The 21,711-nt window shown below is 66.8% G+C and carries 19 protein-coding genes, 1 tRNA gene and 1 pseudogene; 15 read left to right on the top strand and 6 right to left on the bottom strand.

Annotated elements, in window-relative coordinates; genetic code table 11:
• The first annotated feature begins 4 nt into the window (after window positions 1-4).
• From HRU76_14055 to HRU76_14045, 3 genes are all read left to right on the top strand, one after another.
• A complete protein-coding gene (locus HRU76_14055) occupies window positions 5-400 on the top strand; it encodes a tRNA-binding protein (GenBank protein QOJ18637.1) in 396 nt (131 codons plus the stop codon).
• A gap of 194 nt (window positions 401-594) precedes the next feature.
• Complete coding sequence (locus HRU76_14050) at window positions 595-999, top strand: polymer-forming cytoskeletal protein (GenBank protein QOJ18636.1); 405 nt, start codon at window positions 595-597, stop codon at window positions 997-999.
• A 147-nt stretch (window positions 1,000-1,146) separates the two neighbouring features.
• Window positions 1,147-1,593, top strand: coding sequence for a hypothetical protein (locus tag HRU76_14045; protein ID QOJ18635.1), 447 nt, complete (start codon window positions 1,147-1,149; stop codon window positions 1,591-1,593).
• A gap of 10 nt (window positions 1,594-1,603) precedes the next feature.
• Here HRU76_14045 and HRU76_14040 read toward each other — a convergent pair whose 3' ends face one another.
• Complete coding sequence (locus tag HRU76_14040; protein QOJ18634.1) at window positions 1,604-2,122, bottom strand: adenine phosphoribosyltransferase; 519 nt, start codon at window positions 2,120-2,122, stop codon at window positions 1,604-1,606.
• 125 nt (window positions 2,123-2,247) lie between these two features.
• Here HRU76_14040 and HRU76_14035 point away from each other — a divergent pair, with 125 nt between their 5' ends.
• The 3 genes from HRU76_14035 (at window position 2,248) to HRU76_14025 (ending at window position 6,057) form a co-directional block, all read left to right on the top strand.
• Window positions 2,248-2,580: a co-chaperone GroES gene (locus tag HRU76_14035; GenBank protein ID QOJ18633.1), complete on the top strand. Its 333-nt coding sequence runs from the start codon at window positions 2,248-2,250 to the stop codon at window positions 2,578-2,580.
• An 87-nt stretch (window positions 2,581-2,667) separates the two neighbouring features.
• On the top strand, window positions 2,668-4,080 hold the full coding sequence (aroA, locus tag HRU76_14030; GenBank protein QOJ18632.1) for a 3-phosphoshikimate 1-carboxyvinyltransferase: 1,413 nt from the start codon (window positions 2,668-2,670) through the stop codon (window positions 4,078-4,080).
• A gap of 33 nt (window positions 4,081-4,113) precedes the next feature.
• On the top strand, window positions 4,114-6,057 hold the full coding sequence (locus HRU76_14025) for an ABC transporter ATP-binding protein (protein QOJ18631.1): 1,944 nt from the start codon (window positions 4,114-4,116) through the stop codon (window positions 6,055-6,057).
• Window positions 6,058-6,121: 64 nt separating this feature from the next.
• On the opposite strand, the gene HRU76_14020 is transcribed toward HRU76_14025, so the two are convergent.
• A complete protein-coding gene (locus HRU76_14020; GenBank protein ID QOJ18630.1) occupies window positions 6,122-6,826 on the bottom strand; it encodes a hypothetical protein in 705 nt (234 codons plus the stop codon).
• Between the two features lie 57 nt (window positions 6,827-6,883).
• Here HRU76_14020 and HRU76_14015 point away from each other — a divergent pair, with 57 nt between their 5' ends.
• The 7 genes from HRU76_14015 (at window position 6,884) to accC (ending at window position 13,682) form a co-directional block, all read left to right on the top strand.
• Window positions 6,884-7,819 carry a hypothetical protein gene (locus HRU76_14015; protein QOJ18629.1) on the top strand — a complete coding sequence of 312 codons (936 nt, stop codon included), beginning with the start codon at window positions 6,884-6,886 and terminating at the stop codon, window positions 7,817-7,819.
• Window positions 7,812-8,849, top strand: a complete 1,038-nt coding sequence (locus HRU76_14010; protein QOJ18628.1) for an iron ABC transporter permease — start codon at window positions 7,812-7,814, stop codon at window positions 8,847-8,849. The genes HRU76_14015 and HRU76_14010 overlap by 8 nt, the downstream gene beginning before the upstream one ends.
• Window positions 8,846-9,610, top strand: a complete 765-nt coding sequence (locus HRU76_14005; protein QOJ18627.1) for an ABC transporter ATP-binding protein — start codon at window positions 8,846-8,848, stop codon at window positions 9,608-9,610. The genes HRU76_14010 and HRU76_14005 overlap by 4 nt, the downstream gene beginning before the upstream one ends.
• Before the next feature lie 18 nt (window positions 9,611-9,628).
• Window positions 9,629-10,420 carry a hypothetical protein gene (locus HRU76_14000; GenBank protein ID QOJ18626.1) on the top strand — a complete coding sequence of 264 codons (792 nt, stop codon included), beginning with the start codon at window positions 9,629-9,631 and terminating at the stop codon, window positions 10,418-10,420.
• Window positions 10,421-10,501: 81 nt separating this feature from the next.
• Window positions 10,502-11,668: an aminopeptidase P family protein gene (locus tag HRU76_13995; GenBank protein QOJ18625.1), complete on the top strand. Its 1,167-nt coding sequence runs from the start codon at window positions 10,502-10,504 to the stop codon at window positions 11,666-11,668.
• A gap of 12 nt (window positions 11,669-11,680) precedes the next feature.
• The gene (gene accB / locus HRU76_13990; GenBank protein ID QOJ18624.1) at window positions 11,681-12,175 is read left to right on the top strand and encodes an acetyl-CoA carboxylase biotin carboxyl carrier protein; all 495 of its coding nucleotides are present in this window, start codon (window positions 11,681-11,683) and stop codon (window positions 12,173-12,175) included.
• Between the two features lie 139 nt (window positions 12,176-12,314).
• A complete protein-coding gene (gene accC / locus HRU76_13985; GenBank protein QOJ18623.1) occupies window positions 12,315-13,682 on the top strand; it encodes an acetyl-CoA carboxylase biotin carboxylase subunit in 1,368 nt (455 codons plus the stop codon).
• Between the two features lie 108 nt (window positions 13,683-13,790).
• Here the strand turns inward: accC and HRU76_13980 are convergent, their stop codons facing one another.
• Genes HRU76_13980 through HRU76_13970 form a run of 3 tightly spaced genes read right to left on the bottom strand, consistent with a single transcriptional unit; the run spans window position 13,791 to window position 18,312 of the window.
• Window positions 13,791-15,407, bottom strand: a complete 1,617-nt coding sequence (locus tag HRU76_13980; protein ID QOJ18622.1) for a CvpA family protein — start codon at window positions 15,405-15,407, stop codon at window positions 13,791-13,793.
• A gap of 51 nt (window positions 15,408-15,458) precedes the next feature.
• On the bottom strand, window positions 15,459-17,159 hold the full coding sequence (gene tadA, locus HRU76_13975; GenBank protein ID QOJ18621.1) for a Flp pilus assembly complex ATPase component TadA: 1,701 nt from the start codon (window positions 17,157-17,159) through the stop codon (window positions 15,459-15,461).
• A gap of 22 nt (window positions 17,160-17,181) precedes the next feature.
• Complete coding sequence (locus HRU76_13970) at window positions 17,182-18,312, bottom strand: PilT/PilU family type 4a pilus ATPase (protein ID QOJ18620.1); 1,131 nt, start codon at window positions 18,310-18,312, stop codon at window positions 17,182-17,184.
• Window positions 18,313-18,778: 466 nt separating this feature from the next.
• Between HRU76_13970 and guaB the strand changes: the two genes are divergently transcribed.
• Both guaB and HRU76_13960 read left to right on the top strand, forming a co-directional pair.
• Complete coding sequence (guaB, locus tag HRU76_13965) at window positions 18,779-20,260, top strand: IMP dehydrogenase (protein QOJ18619.1); 1,482 nt, start codon at window positions 18,779-18,781, stop codon at window positions 20,258-20,260.
• Between the two features lie 79 nt (window positions 20,261-20,339).
• Window positions 20,340-20,413 (top strand) — tRNA-Val (locus tag HRU76_13960).
• Between the two features lie 205 nt (window positions 20,414-20,618).
• Here HRU76_13960 and HRU76_13955 read toward each other — a convergent pair.
• Window positions 20,619-21,692 (bottom strand): annotated as a pseudogene (locus tag HRU76_13955) (tyrosine-type recombinase/integrase).
• Between the last annotated feature and the right edge of the window lie 19 nt (window positions 21,693-21,711).

Here is a 21,711-nt window from a genome sequence, read left to right as displayed (position 1 = left end):
TTGCATGCCGACGACGCCCGATCAGCCATCGCCAGAGACGCCTCACGCGCGTGCAGGACTTACCCCGCTGGACGCCTTCGGACTGCTCGATCTGCGCGTCGGGCGCGTGGTGCGTGTGGAGCCCAATGAACAGGCCCGCAAGCCCTCGTACAAGATGTGGATCGACTTCGGCGACCCGCCTTCGGGGCTGGGAGTGCGACAGTCCAGCGCCCAGTTGACAGCCCTGTATTCGCCGCAAACACTTGTGGGAAAACAGGTTGTGGCGGCAGTCAACCTGGGTGTACGGCGAATCGCGGGGTTCGAGTCGCAGGTCCTGGTGCTGGGGCTCCCCGATTCATCGGGAAACGTCGTCCTTCTTGCGCCGGAACGCGAAGTTCCTCTGGGCGGACGGGTGTTTTGACGGTATCGTGTGCTACGCACGGGCCGCGGCAAGGAGTGCCCAGGGCAGGTCATGGATGATCACGCGAGAAACCCCCCGTTCCCCGTTCAGTTCGTTTTCGTCGTCCTTCCGGTCGGGCGATCTGTGTCGATCGGCCGACCGGGTGGGCGTGTGTTGTGCTGTTTTTCCACGCGAATCACGCTCGGAGATGTGCGATGGCTGACAAGGACATGCAATTCGGCACGGTGATCGGGGCGGACGCCTCGTTCAAGGGGGATTTCAAGTTCGATTCCGCCGCCCGCATTCTGGGGAGCATCGAGGGCTCGATCTCCTCCAAGGGCACGGTGCACGTGGCCTCCGGTTCGACGTGCAAGGCGACGATCACGGCCAAGGAAGTCGCCGTCGAAGGCGCCATCGAGGGCAACGTGGAGGCGACCGACCGCATCGAACTCAAGCCCAACGGCGCCATCAAGGGCGACATTGTCGCCGCCAAGATGACCATGGCCGACGGGGCCTCGATTGACGGCTACTGCCGCATCGGCTCCAACGGCAAGGCCAGCACCGCCGCCGAGGTGAAGCCGGCTGCGGCCCAGAAGGCCGAGCCGGTGAGGACGCGCTGAATCGACGGCCGCAGTCGGTCCGCCGCGCCGGTTCCGCGCGCCGAGGGCGTCGTCGGTCGCGCCTGAGTCGAGACGCGATCATCAGGGAACGTTCCGGCGCTCCGGACGCCCGGGCGTGAAGGGATCGGCGCACGCGAGCACGGAAGCATGGCCCGATCGCCCCGACAACCCGCCGCCAAGTCGCTCACGGGCGAGACCCGCGTCATTCGCTGCTACCTGTGCGGCCATCGGCAGGAAGTCAGCGCCAAGGCGCTGTCCACCAACTGCCCGGGATGCCACAAGGCGATCCGCATCGAAGATCTGGTCATCAAGACCTACGTGCCGGTCAACGATCTGGACACCTGCGGCAAGATCGAGGTGACGAAGAAGGGGCGCGTCGCCGCCAAGCGAATCCGGGCCGGAGACGGCGTCACCTGCGAGGGCATCATGCATGGGTCCGTGGAAACGCCCGGGGACGTGGTCTTCGGCCCGAAGGCGGAGTGGAAGGGGCAGACCCTGCGCAGCCGTCGATTGATCGTGGTGGACGGCGTGCGACTGGAAGGGCACATCATCGTGCCCTGGCGCGAGGAAGGCGAACCTGCGCGACGCAAGTGAACGCGCCGCGTCAGTAGCGCAGCACCGAATGTACGTGCCGCGGCGCCAGCCGGTCGCGCCCACGGAGAAACTCCAGTTCGATCAGCACGGCGATGCCGGCGATTTCCCCGCCCAGTCCCTCCACCAGGTCGCAGCACGCCTTCATGGTGCCCCCGGTGGCCAGCAGGTCATCGACCATGAGAATCCGCTGCCCGGCGGCCACGGCGTCCGCGTGAATCTCCAGCGTGTCCTTGCCGTACTCGAGCTCGTAGGTGATCGAGCGTTTCGCCCACGGCAGTTTGCCCGGCTTGCGCACGGGAATGAAGCCGCACGAGAGCGCCTGGGCGATGGCGGTTCCGAAAATGAATCCCCGCGATTCCGCCCCGACCACCGCGTCGATGTGCGCGGCGCGGAAAGGGTTGGCCATGAGCTCCACCGCCAGCGCCAGCCCGGCCGCGTCGCGCAGCAGGGGCGTGATGTCCTTGAACACGATGCCCGGCTTGGGAAAGTCCGGGATGTCGCGAATGAGGTGGGCCAGTCGCTGAGGCATGATCGGTTCACCACGGAGGGGCGAGGGGTCGCTGTCCGCACGAGGCGAATCAAGATAGTGGGGAGCGCGAGGGTTGGGAAGGCGCGCTGGAATCGGAACTGCCCGGACCCCGCGTATCATCGCCCATGTCCAAGGACCACTCCAAGCCCGAAAAGGCCGCGCCAGCGGCGATCGAGACCGTCGAGCCGATCGGCAAGCGCGTCCTCATCCGCAAGGATGAGGATCGCAAGCACACCAAGTCGGGCATTCACCTGCCGGACAAGATCGAGATTCCCACGCTCACGGGGCGCATCGTGGCCGTCAGCCGCGAGGTCGAGGCCAACGAGAACTACCCGATCCGCCGCTATGACCGGATTCTGTTCAACCCAAAGAACAGCGTGCCGGTGGATTTCGAGGGCGACAACCGGCTCTTCGTGATCCCGGTGGAGGACGTGGTGGCGGTGTTCAGGAAGGGATAGCAAGCCGACAGCCGTCAGCCGTCAGCCATCAGCACGGCGGATCGGCTCGCTTCCTCGATCTTGCTGATGGCTGAAAACTGACGGCTGATGGCTTTCCCCGCCGACTACACCCTGCCACTCGACCAGTTGCCCGACCCGCTGCCGATCGTGCCTCTGTCGCGGCCGTTCGATGTCACCATCACGCCGCCCGGCAGCAAGTCGATCACCAACCGGGCGTACGTGCTGGCCGCGCTGGCCAAGGGGGAGAGTCGGATCATCCGCCCGCTGCGCTCGGATGACACGGATGGGCTGCTTCAAGCCCTCTGCACGCTGGGTGCGAATGCGACGTGGGCGCCGGGCGAGACGGGAGATGGCTCAGAGGATGTGCTGATGACCGGCGTGGGGGGCCGCTTCCCGCGCGGTGGGACCGTCAACCTCGGCGACGGCGGCACACCCACGCGGTTCATGATCGCTTGCGCCTGCCTGGCCGCTGAGCCGGTGGTGGTGGACGGGAGCAAGCGCATGCGCGAGCGGCCCATCGCCGAGGGCGTTCAGATGCTGCGGCAACTGGGGGCGGACATCGAGTACATCGAGCAGGAAGGGCGACTGCCTGTGCGGGTGACGCCGAGCGAGAAGTTCCGGGGTGGCGAGCTCACAGTCGGCAAGACGGCGAGCAGTCAGTTTGTTTCGGCGGTGATGCTGATCGCGAGTTGCCTCGAGAGCGGAGTCACGCTGCATCTCGGCAGCGAGCCAACGAGCGGCGTGTACGTGGCATTGACCTGTCGCGTCATGTCCGATTGGGGCAGCGCTGTCTTGGATCAGTTCATTCAAGTCAGCCCGTCAGAACGCTGGTTGCCGGAATCTCTGCGTCTGGAGCACGCGCCGATCGAAGGTCATCGCTACGTGGTTGATCTTGATGCGAGCAGTGCAATCTACTTTCTGCTCGCGGGGGCGCTCTGCCCCGGCTCCAACCTGTTCATCCCGATCAACCCGTACTCCGCGCAACCCGATCTCATGGTGGTCGAGCACGTTCGAGCGCCCGGCTGCCGCCTGGAGTCGACTCATCTGGGGCTGGAGAAGGCGCAAGAGATGGACGCGACGGACGACGCCGTGGACGCTTCGTACTTTCCTGACGGTGCGATGGCCCTTGCGATCGCATCGTCGCTGGATTGCGGGCCTCGCACGCTCACCGGCCTCCACACCCTCCGCGTGAAGGAGACCGACCGAATCGCCGCGCTGGCGAATGAACTTCGCAAGGTCGGCTGTGAGGTTGAGACCACTGAGGACTCGATCACGATTCATCCGATTCCACCGGAGCGCCTCCGATTGCTGGATACTCACGGGCGGGACGCCTGTGCCACTGCCGATCCGATCATCATCGAGACCTACAACGATCACCGCATGGCGATGGCCTTCGCCGTGCTGGGTCTGCGCGTGCCCGGCATTCAGATCCGCAACCCGGCGTGCGTCCGCAAGTCCTACCCCGGCTTCTGGGGGGATTTCGCACGGCTGTATCAGTAGGGCATTCCGCCGCTACTCGCTACGATCCTGCCGATGGCCCACTTCTGGCACTTCGCCAAGCGCATGCTCCGCTACCGCGTGACCCTGTTCTGGGCCGTGGTGTTCGCCATGCTCTCAGCGGGCGGCCTGGGGGCGGGGCTGATGTCGCTCGGCCCGATGATGGGATTGGTGCTGAAAACCGACGCCGCGGGAGACGTGACCGGGGAAGACGCCGCGGAGCCGGTTGGGGCAACCGTGGAAGGGTTGGCCGCGAAGGCGATGGCCTACAACGCTGGCGGGCCGACCGTGGCCATTCCCGAGTGGGTGGTGTCCATGCTGCCGGCCGATCGCTACCACAGCGTCATCCTCATCGTGGTCGGTCTGGGCATCCTCACGGTGCTGGGGGCGACGGCCAACTTCCTGCATCAGTACCTGAGCATGACCGTGGTCGCCAAGACCATCGCGGGGGTGCGGCGGGACTGCTTCCGCCGCGTCATTCACATGCCGCTGGCGCGAATCGTGACGCGCGGGCCATCGGACTTCGTCGCCCGCATCATCCGCGATGCGGCGGAACTGCAGGGCGGGCTGATCGCCCTCACCAGCAAGGCGGCGGCCCAGGTGACGAAGGGAATGGCGGCATTCCTCGTCGCACTCTGGTTCAACTGGCGACTGACGTTCATTGCGCTCATCGTCGCGCCCGCGCTGGCCTACGTGCTGCGGAAGGTCGGCAAGCGCATCCGCCGCGGGACGCGAGGGTCGCTGGCGGCGCAGGAGGATCTGCTGCGCATCGCCTCGGAATCGCTCCGGGGCGTGCGCGCGGTGAAGGCCAGCACCGGCGAGCGGACCGCGGCGGCGCGTTTCCACCATCGCAACAAGCAGGTCGTGATGCAGGAACTCCGCGTCCGGCTGGCTCGATCACTCTCCGGTCCGCTGGTGGAGACCATCGCCATCTTCGTCATCGGGGCGCTGGCGCTCATCGCGGCGCGGGAAATCATCGAGGGCGACCTGGCCTTCAACGACTTTCTGCTGGCCATCGGCTCGCTGGCGGTGGCGGGCAGCTCGTTCAAGCCCTTGACGGGACTGATCAACGAGATGCAGGCGGCCTCCGCCCCGGCCTCGCGACTGCTGGAAATTCTCGATGAGCCGCGAGAGAGCTCGCGCGACGCCCAGCGGCCCGCCATGCCGAGGCATCGACAGTCCATCGAGTTCCGCGACGTGGCGTTTCGGTACGAGGGCGCGGAGAAGCCCGCGATCGATCACCTCTCGCTCACCGTCGCCTTCGGCGAACGCGTGGCCATCGTCGGTCCCAACGGGTGCGGCAAGTCCACCCTGCTGGCCATGGTGCCGCGTCTGCTCAGGCCAACCAGCGGCGCGGTGCTGATCGACGGTGTGGACGTGCAGTCGTACAACCTGCGATCGGTGCGGCGGCAGATCGGCGTGGTGACGCAGGAGACAGTGCTCTTCCGCGGCACGGTGGCCGAAAACATCTGCTTCGGCGCCCAGCATTGCACGCGCGAGCAGGTCATCAACGCCGCCAGACAGGCCCACGCCGACGAGTTCATCCGACTGCTGCCCGACGGCTACGACACGATTCTGGCGGAGCAGGGTGCGTCGCTCTCCGGCGGGCAGTGTCAGCGGCTGGCTATCGCGCGGGCGATTCTGCGCGACCCGTCCATCATGATTCTCGATGAAGCGACCAGCCAGATCGACTCCGAATCCGAATCGCTCATCAACCGGGCCATCAGCGAGTTCTGCCAGGGGCGGACCGCGCTGCTCATCGCCCACCGGCTCTCGACGGTGCTCAGCGCTGATCGCATCGTGGTCATGGATGCCGGCCGCATCGTCGATCAGGGCAGCCATGCGGCGCTCATGGCCCGCTGCGAACTGTACCAGCGACTGGCACGCCACCAGCTGCTGGGCGGCGAGGAGCCGCCAACGTCGGGCCCCCTGATGGTGGAGGACGTCATCGAGGAGCCCGGCGCGGCCATGAAGGAGTAATGGAGCAACCACAGGCGAAACACCTGTGCCGCTGGGAACCCGTTGCTCAACCGCTCTGTCCTTCTCACCCGCCCAGCATCGACAGAGCCGCCACAGTAACCGCCGTCACCGACGCGGCGGCGCACAGCACCATCGCCACGGTCATCCACTTCTGCGACCTTGCAAGGACGCGCGTGATCTCGGCGTCGCGGTGCTGATTGATGCTCGCCAGCTCGGAGAGCACCGCCGTCGTGCGGGCGTTGGAGCCGGCCAACTGGCTGATGGCCTCGCGGAAGTCGGTGATTCCGCCGAACAGCGCCTCGCTGGATCGATTGTTGGCGTCAAGCTGCTGCTGAAGCAAACCCAGCACATCGGTCTGGCGGGATGAGGCGTGGGTGATGCCGCTGAGGGTCTCGTTGAGGGCGTCATCCCGCAGCCGGGCGTGCTCCAGGTACTCGGTCACCACCTCGAGCAGGCGGGCGTTCTGTCGATGTATTTCCGGCAGGGCCTCGATCGCCGCGGGCAGGCGCTCCAGCGTGTTGATGAGCCGATCCGTCCGTTCGTTCTGCCCGTCCAGGTGCGCGGAAATCGATCGCACGAGGGAGACGACTTCCTCCACCGCGGGGGGGTTGATCGGTTCGGCGTGATGCGACGACGCGCCCGCGGGAGGAAGCGCCGTCATCTTCGATTCAACGTGGATGGGTCGCCCGTCCGGACCGGCGGTTGTGAGATCGATGGAGGCGGGACGGCGACGGGTGAAGATGCCGCGAAGGTCGGCGAGCAGGGTCATGGGAAGTCCGTTCCTTGCTCCCGCGCGTCATGCGCGGGTTGGTCGTAGGATGGTCTGATGAACGCGGCCGCGTTACCACGATTCCGCACGGCGATGCTGCTGGGCGCTCTGCTGGCGGCCCTGACATGGTCGGGCTGCCGCGAGACCGCGCCCCCGGTCGCCGCTCCGAGCGATCGACCGCTGCGAATCGCCTCGCTCAGCCCCGCACTCTCGCGCCTGGCGGTGGATGCGGGTCTGGGCGAGTTCATCGTCGGCCGCAGCACCTATTGCGACATGCTCCCGACCGACCTGCCTGTTATCGGCAACCTGTATGACGTGGACTTTGAAAACCTCGTCCGGGTCCGCCCCACCCACCTGCTGGTGCAGCCGCCCGCCACGGGAGTAAGCCGGGAGCTGGAGCAGGTGGCGCGGGAGCATGGGATCACGATTCTCGCCCGCCGCCTGAACGGCGTGGCGGACGTGCTGGCCGCCCTGGAGGATGCGCGATCGCTGCTGACGCCGCTGGAGCCATCGAGACGGGCGCGGGCGAGCAACCGCCTGGATGAACTGCGGGATCGCATCACCGCCCTGACACGGTCAAACGAGGACGTGGCCTGGCGGGGCCGCGTTCTCATTGCTCTGCCTGGCGACCCCGTGCTGGCGTTTGGCGACGCGACCTATCTGGGTGAGTTGGTGAAGGCGCGGGGCGGACACAATGTCGTCGTCTCCGCCGGGTGGGTGCAACTGACACTCGAGGACGTCACGCGGCTCGACCCGCAGGCGATCATAATCGTGCGCGCGGTGAAGGTGGGCGACCCGCGCCAGGCCGCCGGGCCGCTGGCGGATCTCGACATCCGCGCGGTGCGCGAGGGGCGGCTCGCCGTGCTCTCGCATCCCGAGGCGTCGCTCCCTTCGACGAGCGTCATCGAGGTGGCGGAGGAGCTCGACGCGATCCTGCACGCATGGGCGGACTCGTCCGAGTTGCAGCGGACCGGGAGCACGCAGCGTGAATGACCGGGTCCGCCGAGTCATGCCGGGGCTGTTGGGGCTGCTGCTCATCGCGGCGGGACTGGTGATCCTGCGCGTGCTGCTCGATCGACCGCCGGAAGGAGCGACGATCGGACTCAGTGGGGGGAATGTAAGTGGGGGGGGCGGACTGACGCTGGCCTGGCCTCCCGCGGAAGTCGCCCGATTCCGCTGGACGGCGGCGGCGTGTGCCGCGCTGGTCGGCGCGGCGCTTTCCGTCTCCGGCGTGCTGCTTCAGGCGCTGCTGCGCAATCCGCTGGCTTCGCCCTTCGTGCTGGGGCTGTCCGGCGGGGCTGGGCTGGGCGTCACGGTGGCCATGTACATCGGCTACGCCACGGGATTCACGATGCTTCAGACCGGCGGCAGCATGTTGCCGGCGCTCGTCGGCGCACTGGTGGTGCTTGGCGTCGTCTACGGTCTGGGGCGACGGGGGGGGTGGGTGGATCCCCTCTCCATGGTGCTGATCGGCGTGGTGGTGTCGGCGATCTGCGGTGCGCTGACCATGATGTTCCAGCAGCTCGCCCCCGCCGGGCTGCACGCGGAGATGGCGAGGTGGATGTTCGGGCGCATTCCCCAGGCGCTTCCCTCGGCGACGATGACCCTGCTCGCCGCGGTCACGGCGGTCGGCGTTCTGCTCGCCGCGATGCTGGGTCGTGCGATGGACGCCGCCACATTCGGCGATGACGAGGCCCGCAGCATCGGGCTGGACGTGGGACGGGTGCGGCTGGCGATGTTCACGCTGGCCGGAGCGCTGGCGGCGGCGGCGGTCGCGGTGGCCGGACCCATCGCCTTCGTAGGCATCATCGGCCCGCACGCGGCGCGGCTCATCATCGGACCGCGTCATCGCACGCTGGTCATCGGTGGGGCCGCGTGCGGGGCCATCGTGCTTCTGGCGGCGGAGATCGCCAGCCAGGCCCTGCCCATCGGGCCGGGGCGCATGCCGGTCGGTGTGTTCACCGCGCTGCTGGGCGGCCCCGCCTTCATCTGGCTCCTGCGCAGTGGAAGGGGCCAGGCATGACGATTCACGTCGATCGGCTGACGATCCGGTATGGCGACCTGATTGCCGTGCGCGACGTGACGGCCCACGCCCGCCCGGGGCGCATCACGGCCCTCATCGGCCCTAACGCCGCTGGAAAGTCCACGCTGCTGCGCGCCATGCTGGGAACACCCCGTCCGCATCAGGGCGAGGTCCGCATCAACGGCAGGCCATCGCATCGACTGCGGCCCGGCGACCTGGCGCGGCTCATCGCCTTCGTGCCGCAGCGGCCTGTTGTTTCGGCGATGTTCCGGGCGCGCGAAGTGGTCGAACTGGGGCGCTACGCCCTCTCCGTCGATCAACGACGCGTCGCCGACTCGATCGAGCGCTTCGACCTCGCCGACGTGGCGGATCGACCGTTTCCGCACCTCTCGGTGGGGCAGCAGCAGCGAGTCACACTGGCCCGTGCCTTCGCGCAGCTTGAACCGGGCGGATGTCTGTTGCTGGATGAGCCGACATCGGCGATGGATCTGCGCCACGTGCGCGATGTTGCGGACGCGCTGCGACAGGCGGCGGGTGGAGGCGCCACCATCCTGCTGGCCACGCATGACCTGGGGTTGGCGTCACAACTCGCCGACGACGCCTGGCTGATGCAACAGGGCGGCATCGCCGCGTCCGGCGAAGCGGGCGACGTTCTCACGCCGGAACGTCTCGGCGAGGTCTTCTGCACACCATTCTCATGGGCGACCGATGAAACAGGGCGGCGATTCCTGGTTTCGCCCTTCCTCTCCACCCCGTCATGACGGTAGAATCCGGCACACATGGGTAGCGGCGGAATCATCCTGCTGGTGCTGTTCGCGGTGTCCTGGATCGTGCAGGCGATCGTGGCGCAAGCGAACAAGAAGAAGGAGCAGGAGCGACTGGCGGAACTGGCCCGTCGCCGACGCGAGCAGGAAGCGATGCGCGGTCAGCCGGGGGCAGGGGGGGCAGGAACGCCGGGGACGACGGCAGCGCCTGCGTCGACTCCCACCATGACCCGTTCGGCTCCGATTCCGCAACCGTTCGGGACGGCTCCAACTTCGACCACCTCAGGACGACCGGGCGACGATCTGGCGGCCCGTCGAGCGGAGCAGATCGAGGCGCTTCGTCGTCGCCGCGAGGCGCAACTGGAGCAGATGCGTCGACGTCAGGCCTCATCGCCTGCTCCGGCGCAACCTGGCGCGCCCCCGACATCGCGGCCATCCACGCCGCCGGGGGTTTCACGCCCGTCTTCGCGCCCTCAATCCAAGCCAGCAGGCACCTCGCCGCCCACGACGTTCCCGGCGCCCACCTCGTCGCCGGTTCCCACCGGTTCATCGCGCCCGATGCCCCAGACGGCCTCCGGCTCGCGCCCGAAGCGAAAGGAAAAGGCCGCCGAGCCGGTGGCGATTGACGCGGCCTATGCTCAGCCGGAGTCGTCGGTTGCCGCAACGGCTCCGACGCGCACCATGGTTTTTGATAGCTCCTCGCTGCGCGATCCTGACGGCATTCGCCGGGCTTTCGTCCTGAAGGAACTGCTGGACGCGCCCCTCGCTCTGCGCCCCTCGGACCAGGATCGACTGTTCGCCTGGTGACGGGCAGGTTCACGCACGATCTCACCCTGAAGCCGCCAGGATCGGCGACGTTCGCGCCGGATCGAGGTATAATCGCCAACCATGGCAACCCTCGCCAGCCCTCACGCATCGACGGTTGAATCGATTCAGCAGGCGCGTGCCCGACGCGCCGCCGCGCTTCGTTCGGCTCTGGCTCCAGCCGGAGTCGATGCCCTGCTCATCAGTCGCCCGTGCGACATCCTGTACCTGACGGGGTTCTGCGGCCACGACTCGGTCCTGCTGGTATCCGGATCCGCCGCTGCGCTCCTCAGCGACAACCGCTACGGCACGCAGCTCAACCCGGTGCGGCAGGAGGGACTGGCCGAAGTCGTCATCGGAGTTCGTCACCGGCTGCCGGACTCGCTGCCGGACCTGGTCAGGCGTCACTCAATTCGCCATCTGGGCGTCCAGTCGGAGCACCTGACCGTCGCGTGGAAGCAGAACCTGGAAAAGGTTCTGTCCAACGTGACGGTGAAACCCACGTCGGGGTTGGTTGAACGGCTCCGGATGCGCAAGGACGCGGGTGAAATCGCGGCGATGGAGCACGCGATCGCCATCAACGAACAGGCCCTGGCGGCCACATTGCCGCAGATCGAACCGGGGCTGCGCGAGTGCGAGATCCTGGCGATTCTGGACTACGAGATGAAGCGCCGCGGCGCGTTTGCGGCGGGCTTCCGACAGATCATCGCGGTCGGCCCCAACGGCGCGCTGCCTCACTACGAGACGGCGGATGAGAAGGTGCGGGCCAACAGTTCGCTGCTCATCGACTGGGGCACCACCGCCGAGGGCTACAACGCCGACATGACGCGCACCTTCGGCGTCGAGTCGATGCCGCCCAAGGTGGAGGAGATCTATCGGATCGTGCTGGACGCGCAGATGGCGGCGATTGACGCCATCCGCCCGGGCCGAACCTGCGCCGAGATCGATGCGGTGGCCCGCGATTTCATCACCAGGGCCGGGTACGGACAGTACTTCGGACACGGGCTGGGTCATGGGATCGGGCTGGAGGTGCATGAGGCGCCGTTCTTCAACAACCTGCAGACCGACGTGATCCTCGAACCGGGGATCACCATGACCGTGGAGCCGGGCATCTACCTGCCGGGCGTCGGGGGCGTCCGCATCGAGGACAACATCGTCGTCACCGACACGGGCTGCCGTGTTCTCACCGGGTTCCCGAAGGATCCGCGTTCCGCGATCCTCACGCCCGGCGTCGCGGCCGCCAGCAACTAGGAATCGACCCACATGATCGACATCCGCAAGCTCAAGGAGCTCGTGCGGCTCATGGTGCAGCACGAGCTCATGGAGATCGACCTTCGCGACGGCAAGGAGCAGGTGACCGTCCGCCGCGGGGGAGGCGGCCAGGCGGCGCCGGTGGTCTATTCGGCGCCCCCCGCCATGCCCGCCGCACCGCACCATGCTCCGAGCGTTCCCGCGCCGGCCCACGCTCCCGCGGGCGGCTCCACCGGCGCGACGCCCGCCAGGAGCGTGGATGAGGGACTGATCGCCATTGAAAGCCCGATGGTGGGCACGTTCTATTCCGCCCCCGACCCTGACTCGCCGCCATTCCTCAACGCCGGCGACCACGTCAGCCCCGGCAAGGTCGTCTGCCTGATCGAGGCCATGAAGATCTTCAACGAGATCAAATCGGAAGTCGCCGGGCGCGTGGAGCGCGTGCTGGTGAAGAACGGCCAGGCGGTCGAGTTCGGGCAGAAACTGTTCATGGTCAGGCCGGAGTGATGAGCGATGAGCGATGAGCGGCGGCGTGAGACGGGACCGCCCGTCGCAGGACGTTCGCACCACGCGGAGCGCATCGCCCCTGATATTCGCGCGACTCGGAGCGTCGCGCCATCCCACCTTCGAGAAGTGCAGCCCACGCATGTTCAAGCGGATTCTGATCGCCAATCGCGGTGAAATCGCCCTGCGGATCATCCGGGCGGCGCACGAACTCGGCATCGAGGCCGTGTGCGTGTACTCCAGGGCCGACGCCGACGGTCCATGGCTGCGATCCGCCGATCACTCGATCTGCATCGGCGCAGCGCCCTCGTCCGAGTCGTACCTGCGCATCGACCGCATCATCTCCGCCGCCGAGGTGACGGGCGCCGACGCCATCCACCCCGGCTACGGCTTCCTCTCGGAGAATGCGCATTTCGCGGAAGTCTGCCGAGACTGCAACATCGAGTTCATCGGCCCCAGCCCGGAGGCGATGGGCCTGCTCGGCGACAAGGTGTCGTGCAAACGCATGGCCAGGCAGACAGGCACCCCTGTCTTCCCCGGCTCGGACGGAGCCATCGAGGAGGAGGATGAGGCCATCGAGGTGGCCGGCAAGATCGGCTACCCCGTCATCGTCAAAGCCTCGGCGGGCGGCGGTGGGCGAGGCATGCGCATTGTCCGCTCGCAGGAGGAGCTCAAGGCCGCGCTCACGTCCGCGCGTCAGGAGGCCCAGGCCGCCTTCGGCAACGGAGCGGTGTACATCGAGAAGTACCTCGAACACGCCCGGCACGTCGAGATCCAGGTGCTGGGCGACAAGCACGGCAACGCCATCCACCTGTTCGGGCGCGACTGCTCATCCCAGCGACGGCATCAGAAACTCATCGAGGAAGCCCCCATCCCCGAGGCCGACGCGGAGAAACGCAACCGCGTGGCGGAATCCGCAGCGGAACTCATCCGACGCGCTCAGTACGCCGGCGCCGCAACGGTCGAGTTCCTCATGGACCGCAAGCAGGACTTCTACATGCTCGAGGTCAACACCCGCGTGCAGGTGGAGCACCCGGTGACCGAGATGATCACCGGCGTGGACATTGTGAAGGAGCAGATTCGCATTGCGGCGGGCGAGCCGCTGTCGTACAGGCAGTCGGACATTCGCGTGAACGGACACGCCATCGAGTGCCGCATCAACGCGGAAGACCCCGACCGCAACTTCACACCCCAGCCGGGGCTGCTGGAGACGTTCGTTCCCCCCGGCGGCCCGGGCGTGCGCGTGGACACGCATGCACGGAGCGGGTACCGCATCCCCCCCAACTACGATTCGATGATCGGCAAGCTCATCGTGCATGCGCCGACGCGGCGAGAAGCGATTGACCGCATGAAGCGGGCGCTGCGCGAGTTCGAGATCGCACCCATCCGCACCACGATTCCACTGCACCTGCGGCTGCTGGATCATCCGAACTTCGTCAGGGCCGACTTTGACATCAAGTACGTTGAGCGGTACCTGGCCGATCTCGCCGGCGAGAAGAAGAACGCCTGACGGTGCGGCGGCCGCTGCGTGGACGCACGCGGGATCAACTCGGGACGGCGGCAATGACAACGGCCGGGCAGGCGCCCGGCCGTTGAGTCATGCGGGATGACGCCAGAATCAGAAGCCGACCAGAACGTTGGCCCGGCAGACCGTGACATCCCCGAGCCGGAAGCTGGTGATGGTTACGCCCTCGGTCACCTCGTAGAGCAGGCGGAGCCGGTTGGCGTTGCTGGTGGGCAGGTGGGGGAGTTCGCCGACCGTGCGGATGAGCTTCTCCGGCACCAGCACGATGCGCAGGTTGTCCGGCGTTTCGTAGATGTACCCCTTGGCGTAGTAGGTGGCGCCGTTGGAATCGACCAGGATGGGGGCGGCGGTTTCGCCAGCCCGTTCACGCACCGGCCCGTTGATGCTCGCCACGCTGTCACGGTTGACGTGAACCGTGACGATCTTGGTTCCTGGCGTGGCGTACACGCCGTGAATGCGGGCGTCGCGGCTGCCGGGCGGATCACCGCGCCGGAATGTTCCCTCGCCGGACACCAGCCATCGGTCCTGATGCGACAGCCCGATGATGTTGTTGAAGCTGGCGTTGATCGGCTGAATGTCGCTGCGCACCTGGATGGTGTTGGCGTCGGCCATGGGCGCGGACGGATCGGCCGGAGCCACCTGGCTGCGCGTTCCCTCGAAGCTGGGTCGCCCCTGCTCCACGGCCGGGCGAGGCAGGCGGAACCTCAGCCCCTTGATCTGAATGTAGCCGGGGATGTAGCCGGGCGGAATCTGGAAGTCGCCATTGCCGATCGGGAACTCCAGCTGGAAGACGACCTCCGACTGACCCGGAATGCTCGTCACGAAGTGGCTGACGTCGTCGAACTCGAACTTGCGCGTGGGCCCCTGCGGGGTGGGCTGGGTCCAGCGAACCGGGTGAGAGACGGCGACACGACCGCGCCGCTCGTCGCCGCCCTCGTATGCCAGCACGCGCACCTGCGCGCTGGACATGGTGAATTGCTGGGCGTGGTCGTACGCCTCGTTGTTCACGCGGATATCGACGGTGAAGACGTTGCCGAAGATGCCCGTCTTGATGATGCCGACCGCCTCGGGCACGATCGTGGTGCGCCCCTGACCGTTGGCGAACGAGTCGCGGTGAAGCGAGAAGGCCACCATGTCCAGCTTGGGATACACCTTGGCCATCGGCTGGCGCGTGAACTCGGGATAGAACGAGCCCGCGCTGATGAACTCGTAGAAGCGGGCCGTCCACTCGTGGGCGGGAACCCACAGCGACTGGGCCTGGTTGTCGTGAATGTTGCTGATGCCCCGGTTCTCGCGCGTCCAGAGCTTGACGCCCATGAACTCGTTGGACATCTGCGTCATGCCCAGACCGATCATCAGAATGCCGATGGAGATGATTCCCGACCCCACGCCGAGCAGGCCGCCGAACGCCAGGTTCGCCCAGTCCGGCAGCATCACGTTGGCCGGAGCGATCTTGTCGGCGGCCAGTCGCATGAGCGCCAGCGAAATGGCGAACAGTCCGATGAGGCCGAAGCCCCAGGCGTACTGGTCAAAGAACGTGTTGCGAAGCGCCAGGCCGCCCACCAGCGGCTCCCACACCGCCAGGGCAAGCGCCCCGGCGCACACCACGCAGATGAAGTGCAGCAGCGAACTGAACAGCCCCTGGTTGGCCCACCAGTAGGCGATCAGCCCGACGAAGAAGACCACGGCGATCTGGAAGAAGAAATACATCGTTCGATCCTCTCGGCCGCGGCCGCAACGAGGCGGCGTTGGCGGACGGGCTTACGACTTGGCGGCGACCGGCTGCGGCTGGGGCGACGCCGGCGGCGGCCCCTGCTTGGGCGGGGTGATGACGCGGGCCAGCTCTTCCAGCGAGGTCACGCCCTCCACCACCTTCTGGAGCGCCGCTTCCTGCAGGAAGATCATCTTGTTGCGACGGCAGTGCGTGTAGGCGCCCTGCAGGTCGTTCCCGGCGACCATCTTGCGGGCCTGCTGATCCAGCACCATCACCTCGTAGACGCCGACCTGACCGAAGTACCCGGTCCCCTGGCAGACGGGGCAGTTTTCGATCTTGTTCTTGACCTGCACCTTGCCGCCCGCCTTGAAGAGCTGCGCCACCGTGGCCGGCAGGCCGAGTTTCTTGATCTGGTCCGGCGCGGGGCGGAAGCCCTGCTTGCAGTTGGGGCACAGCGTGCGCACCAGCCGCCCGTTGATGACCGCCAGCAGCGCTCGCACGGCCTTGTTCAGGTCGCCCACGCGCTTCACCCAGTCCACCACCTGCTCCTTGACCCCCGGCAGGCGCTGCGGGACGTAGATCAGCGGACCATCATTGCCGGGTTCGGCGGCGACCCGGGCCGTGTCCTTGTCCATGATGTCGCTGATGAGCACCACGTCGGGGTCACGGCGCAGAATGGACTGCAGATTCGTGGCGAAGTCGAGATCGGGGTTGTCGGCGTCGAACTGCGTGTGATCGACGCCGTCGCGCCGCAGCATGATCTCGCGCTCGAGCGTCTTGATGTTCGTGGTGTAGGCGTCGTGGCGACCGATGAGACTGTACCCCAGCGTGGTCAGGCCGTTGCCGGGCGGCGCACCGATGAGAATGATGCCGTGACGCTCCACCGGCTCCACGAACCTGGCCAGCGACTCCATCTGCGGCTTGAGGAAGCCCAGGGCGTCGAAGGGAATGTCCATCCGCTTCGACCGGTCGATTTCAATCCGCATTTCCTGCCCCGCCGACGACCCGGCGGTCGTGACATGAATCTCGTGCAGCCCGGGCGGGCCTTCCATCTTCAGCTTGCCGACCTGGCGTCGGCGACGATTCTGCACGTCCAGCCCCGCCAGCGACTTGAAGTAGTCGATCAGGGCGTTGCCCGCGTCGGCGGCGACCGGGTCGCGCCGGTACTTCACGCCGTCGATCGTCTGGGTGACCACGAAGCCGCTCTGGCCTGGACTGAGTTCGATGCGTGAAGCGCGGGAATCGATGGCGGGGCCCAGCAGATCCTCCGCCAGCAGGTGCGTGGGGAAGAGGGGCTCCTCCTTGAGGGGAACGTCCCGTCGCTTGCCGGCGGAATCAACGAAGGTGATGAGCGCTCCACGCGTCGCCGCGGACTTCCGCCTCGACTCCAGCCACTGGCCGATGGTATCGCTGGTGATGTAGAACCGGCGATTCTCGGGCACGGCGGCGTTGCGCACCTTCCAGTACGCCAGGATCGGGGCCAGCAGCAGCAGGATGCCGACGGGCCAACCGATCCAGTAGATGGGGATCAGCAGCATGGACGCGGCTGCCGCCACGGCTCCGGCCATGAACCAGCCGTTCCATGCCGGGCGATTGAGGTGGAAGTACGCCGCGTCCTTGTCCAGCTTGCTCGACACCAGCCACGCCCAGGGGAGGAAGGTGGCGAGGGTCAGGATCGGCTTCACCGGGCTGAGAAGCATGGCGTTCTCAACCGACTGGGCGGCGAAGATAGTCAGGTATGTCTGCATGGTGTGCGGTTCCGCCCGGTGATCACTGAATGCCCTTGAGGCGCATCTTGAGCTCCTCGGGCTTGGGCGTGGCTTCCATCGCCACGCGGTGGTGAATGTATTCCTTCTCCACCAGGTCCACAAGCGACGAGGTGAAGTCGATCATGCCTTCCTCGCGGCTGCGCTTGATGATCTCCAGCAGTTCGCCCTCGCGTCCCTCCAGTACGTACTTCTGCACGATGGGCGTGTTGATGAGAATCTCCAGCGCGGGGATGCGCGCGATCTCCGGACGCAGCGTGGGAAGCAGCTTCTGGTAGATGATCGCCCGCAGGTTGTACGCCAGCAGCTTGCGGATCTGCTCGCGCTCGTCGGGCGGGAACAGGTCGTAGATGCGCCCGAAGGTCTGCCACGCGGACGAGGCGTGAATGGTGCCGAACACCAGGTGGCCGGTTTCGGCGGCGCGGATGGCGGCCTCGAACGTCTCGTAGTCGCGCATTTCGCCGACCAGCACCACGTCCGGGTTCTCACGCACCAGGGCTCGCAGCGCCTCGTTGAAGTTCACGCAGTCGATGCCGACCTCGCGCTGGTTGATGGTCGCCTTGTCGTCCTTGAAGATGTATTCGATCGGATCCTCGATGGTCACGATGTGAACGCGCTTGCGCTCGTTCACGTACTGCAGCATCGAGGCGATCGACGTGGACTTGCCTGACCCGGTGACGCCCGAGAAGAGAATCAGCCCCTGCGCGCTCATGGAGATGTCGCCCAGAATCTGCGGCAGGTGCAGCGACTCGAAGGTTTTGATGTCGGACGTGATGAGACGCGCCGCCAGCGACGGCTTGCCGCGGGCCATGAACAGGTTCACGCGGAACCGGTGGTTCTCGTCGAAGTCGTAGGCGAAGTCGTACGACCCATGCTTCTGGAAGTGGGCGTACTGGCGTTCGTCGAGCACGTCCTTGGCGATCTGGAACATCAGATCGGTCGTGCACAGGTCGGTCTGCAGCGTGCGCAGCGTGCCGCGGACGCGGATGCGCGGGTGGTGCTCCGACTTGATGATCAGGTCGGACGCCGCGTGCTTGATGGCGGCCTCCAGGTAGGACATGAAGATCGGCTTGCCTTCGCCCGGACGGGTGCCGCGATCGTGGTGCACCGGATCAGCGATCAGTTCCTGGATCAAGTCGTGTCTCCTGGGTCGAAACCCAACCTCACATCCCGCCTGGGTTTGGAGCCGCCAAATCGGCCCGCCCCGGGCGTCGTCGTGTCAGCCGTGGACCGTATCGTTCGCCGAAGTGCGTCCGGGCGTTTCATCCCGTGGGCAACCCCGTCTCAACCCCGTCTCGACTGTTCGCACTCCCGTGCATTGAAGTTGCAGACGCCAAGCCGGCTGTCTGGTTCCTCAATCCGAACATTCGGACCGATCGATTCCCTGCCGACAGCGTTTCGCCCGCCGCACGGAAACGCCTCCATGACGCGGGCCAAGACTCACCAGTGTAGCAGATACCGGGGCCTTGTGGGAAGCCCCCAAGAGGGAGAAGACGACGGGTTTTCCCGCGAATGCTCGACGGGTCGGAGGCCGACAGGACGCGGCGCCTCGCCATCCTCGCCTGTCTTGACACGATCGCCGGGATGGCCAAGATGATCGGATGGAGAAGATCGTTTCCGACGGCATCACCTTCGACGACGTCCTCCTGATCCCCCGACTCAGCGCCGTCACGCCTGACAGCGTGTCCACCACGTCGCGCCTGACCCGCAATATCCCGCTCAACCTGCCGCTCGTTTCCGCCCCCATGGACACGGTGACGGAATCGCGGCTCGCCATCGCCCTCGCCCAGGAAGGGGGCATCGGCATCATTCACAAGAACCTGCCGCCCGATGCCCAGGCCCGCGAGGTCGCCAAGGTCAAGCGGTCGGAGAACGGCGTCATCGCCGACCCGATCACCCTCGGCCCCGATGACACCATCGCCAAGGCCCGCCGCCTGATGGCCGAGCAGAACGTCTCCGGCTTCCCCGTGACCGCCGACGGAACCAGCCGCGGGCGCGTGGTGGGCATCCTGACCCGGCGTGACATGAAGTTCCTCAGCACCTCCGCCGACAGCCGGGTGGGCGACGTGATGACCCAGAAAAACCTGGTCACCGCGCCCCCCGAGACCACGCTGGATGAGGCGGAGCGGCTTCTGACCAGTCGCCGCGTGGAGAAACTGCTGCTCATCGGCTCGGATGGCGCCCTCGCCGGACTGATCACGATGCGCGACATCGAGAACACCCGACGTCACCCTCGTGCCTGCCGGGACGCCCGCGGGCGCCTGCGAGTGGGCGCAGCGGTGGGCGTTCACCAACTGGATCGCGTCCAGGCCCTGATCGACGCTGAAGTGGACGTGATCGTGGTCGATACCGCCCACGGACACAGTCGCAATGTGCTTCAAACGGTCAAGGCCATTCGTTCACGGTACGACATCGACTTGATCGCGGGGAACATCGCCACCGCCGAGGCCGCCCGTGACCTGATCGAAGCCGGGGTGGACGCCGTCAAGGTGGGCATCGGTCCCGGCTCCATCTGCACCACCCGCGTGGTGACGGGCGTGGGCGTGCCCCAATTGACCGCCATCATGTCCGCCTGCTCCGTGGCGGATGACGCCGGGGTGCCCGTCATCGCGGATGGCGGCATCCGTCAGAGCGGGGACATCGCCAAGGCCCTCGCCGCCGGGGCCTCGGCGGTGATGATGGGCGGGCTCTTCGCCGGGCTGGATGAAAGCCCCGGCGAGCTGGTGCTCCACCGCGGACGCCGTTTCAAGAGTTACCGCGGCATGGGGAGCGAAGGCGCCATGGCCGCCGGCTCCGCCGACCGCTACGCCCAGGGCGGCGTGACGGAATCCCGCAAGTTCGTGCCCGAGGGGGTCGAGGGGCGCGTTCCCTACAAGGGGCCTCTCTCGGAATTCGTGTACCAGATGGTGGGGGGGCTTCGTGCCGCCATGGGCTACTGCGGCTGCGCCTCCATCGAGGAACTCCGTCGGGATGCGAGATTCGTCCGCGTATCCCCCGCCAGCGTGATCGAATCTCACCCGCACGACATCCAGATCACGCGCGAATCGCCCAACTACTCGATGATGCCCGTCGGCGACGAGTGAGCCGACGATTCACGGCGGTCGTCCGCCTCGCGGCTTGTTGACGCCGCTGTTCGCGCGTATCCTCGTCCGTTGACGTTTCGGGCCGTTGGCGCAGTTGGCTAGCGCGCCTGCATGACACGCAGGAGGTCACTGGTTCAAGTCCAGTACGGCCCACTTGGAAGGTTCGCACGCTTTCGCGCTCGTTCGCGTCGGTGTGTGAACCTTCGGTGTTTCTCGGGGTTTTTGTGCGTTCGTGCGAATCGGCGCAACAGGATGCGAACGGGTGCTGCGCCGCAATTTGCGCCTCAGGCGCGCCGCAATTTGCGCCGCTTTGTGCGCCGCGTTCCGCGCCCCCGATCGCACGCACCCAGTCGGCGTCGGTGACCTGCAGGTAGTGGCCCGCCGCCACCGCCTTGCTGTTGCCGATCCACGCGCACACGGTGTGAAGGGGGAACGTCGCCGCCAGTTCAGTCTGTCGGCTCGCCCGCAGGTTGTGCCACGTCCGGGGCCAAGGCGCGACGCCGGCGCGCCGGATGATCCGCCGGAAGTGCGGGTTCAGGTTCGCGCCAACCCGGTAGCGCCCGATCACATTCACCGACCCGACCGGGGCCGCGTCAAAGACCGCTTGCAGGTGCTCCCGAATCTCGGGAAACAGCGGGATGATCCGCTCCCCCTTGCCTTCGTGGTGTTCGGTCTTGGGGCTTCGCACCGTCAGCCGGTTGTGCTCCCAGTTCACGTCCGACCACCGCAGGGCCAGCGCTTCACTCGGCACGCGCAGCCCGCCGAACCGCGACAACGCGATCAGCAGCCGCCACTCCGCATCCGGGGCCGCGTCGATCACCTTGGCGATCGTGTCGCGGTCGATGAACGCCGCGCGCGCCGGGTTGGACTGGGAACCCGCCTTCACGAACGCGAACGGATTGGACGCGACCATGCCACGCCGCATGGCCCACTTGAACACCTGCCGGGCGTAGATCACCGACCGGCTGACAGTCGCCGCCGCGTATCCCTGTTCCTTGAGCCACGTTCGCCAGCCGTCCGCGTCGGTTTCGCCGATGGTCGCCGCGTCGCGTTCCTTCGTAAAGCAGCCCACTAGCGCCGCTTCCACCTGTTTCATCCGCACCAGCGTCGCGGGCTTCACGTCCACCGACGCGAAGAACGCCGCCAGCAGCCCGCCCAGCGTCACCCGCGATGCGCTGGCGCGGGGTTCGGCCAGCCCCACCCGCACCAGCCGGGCGTACATACGGTCGGGCAGGTCCGCCAGCCAGCGGGCGGTTTCCGCGTCGATCGCGGTTTCGGTGAACCGGGCCGCGATCAGGTCTTGGAGTTTCAGCCGGAACGCCTCGGCGGTCTTGGCCGACACCGCGCCAAGCCGCACCGCCTTCCGCTCGCCGTCGCGGTCGGTGAACAGCACCCGCTTGGTTCCGTTCCGGTCGCGTGAAACGCTCGCCATACGTCACCGTCCCTTCGTG

The sequence above is a fragment of the Phycisphaeraceae bacterium genome (assembly GCA_015709595.1).
Lineage (GTDB): Bacteria > Planctomycetota > Phycisphaerae > Phycisphaerales > SM1A02 > CAADGA01.
The sequence above is the reverse complement of the archived record's forward strand: the minus strand, read 5'-3'. Positions and strand labels throughout refer to the sequence as shown.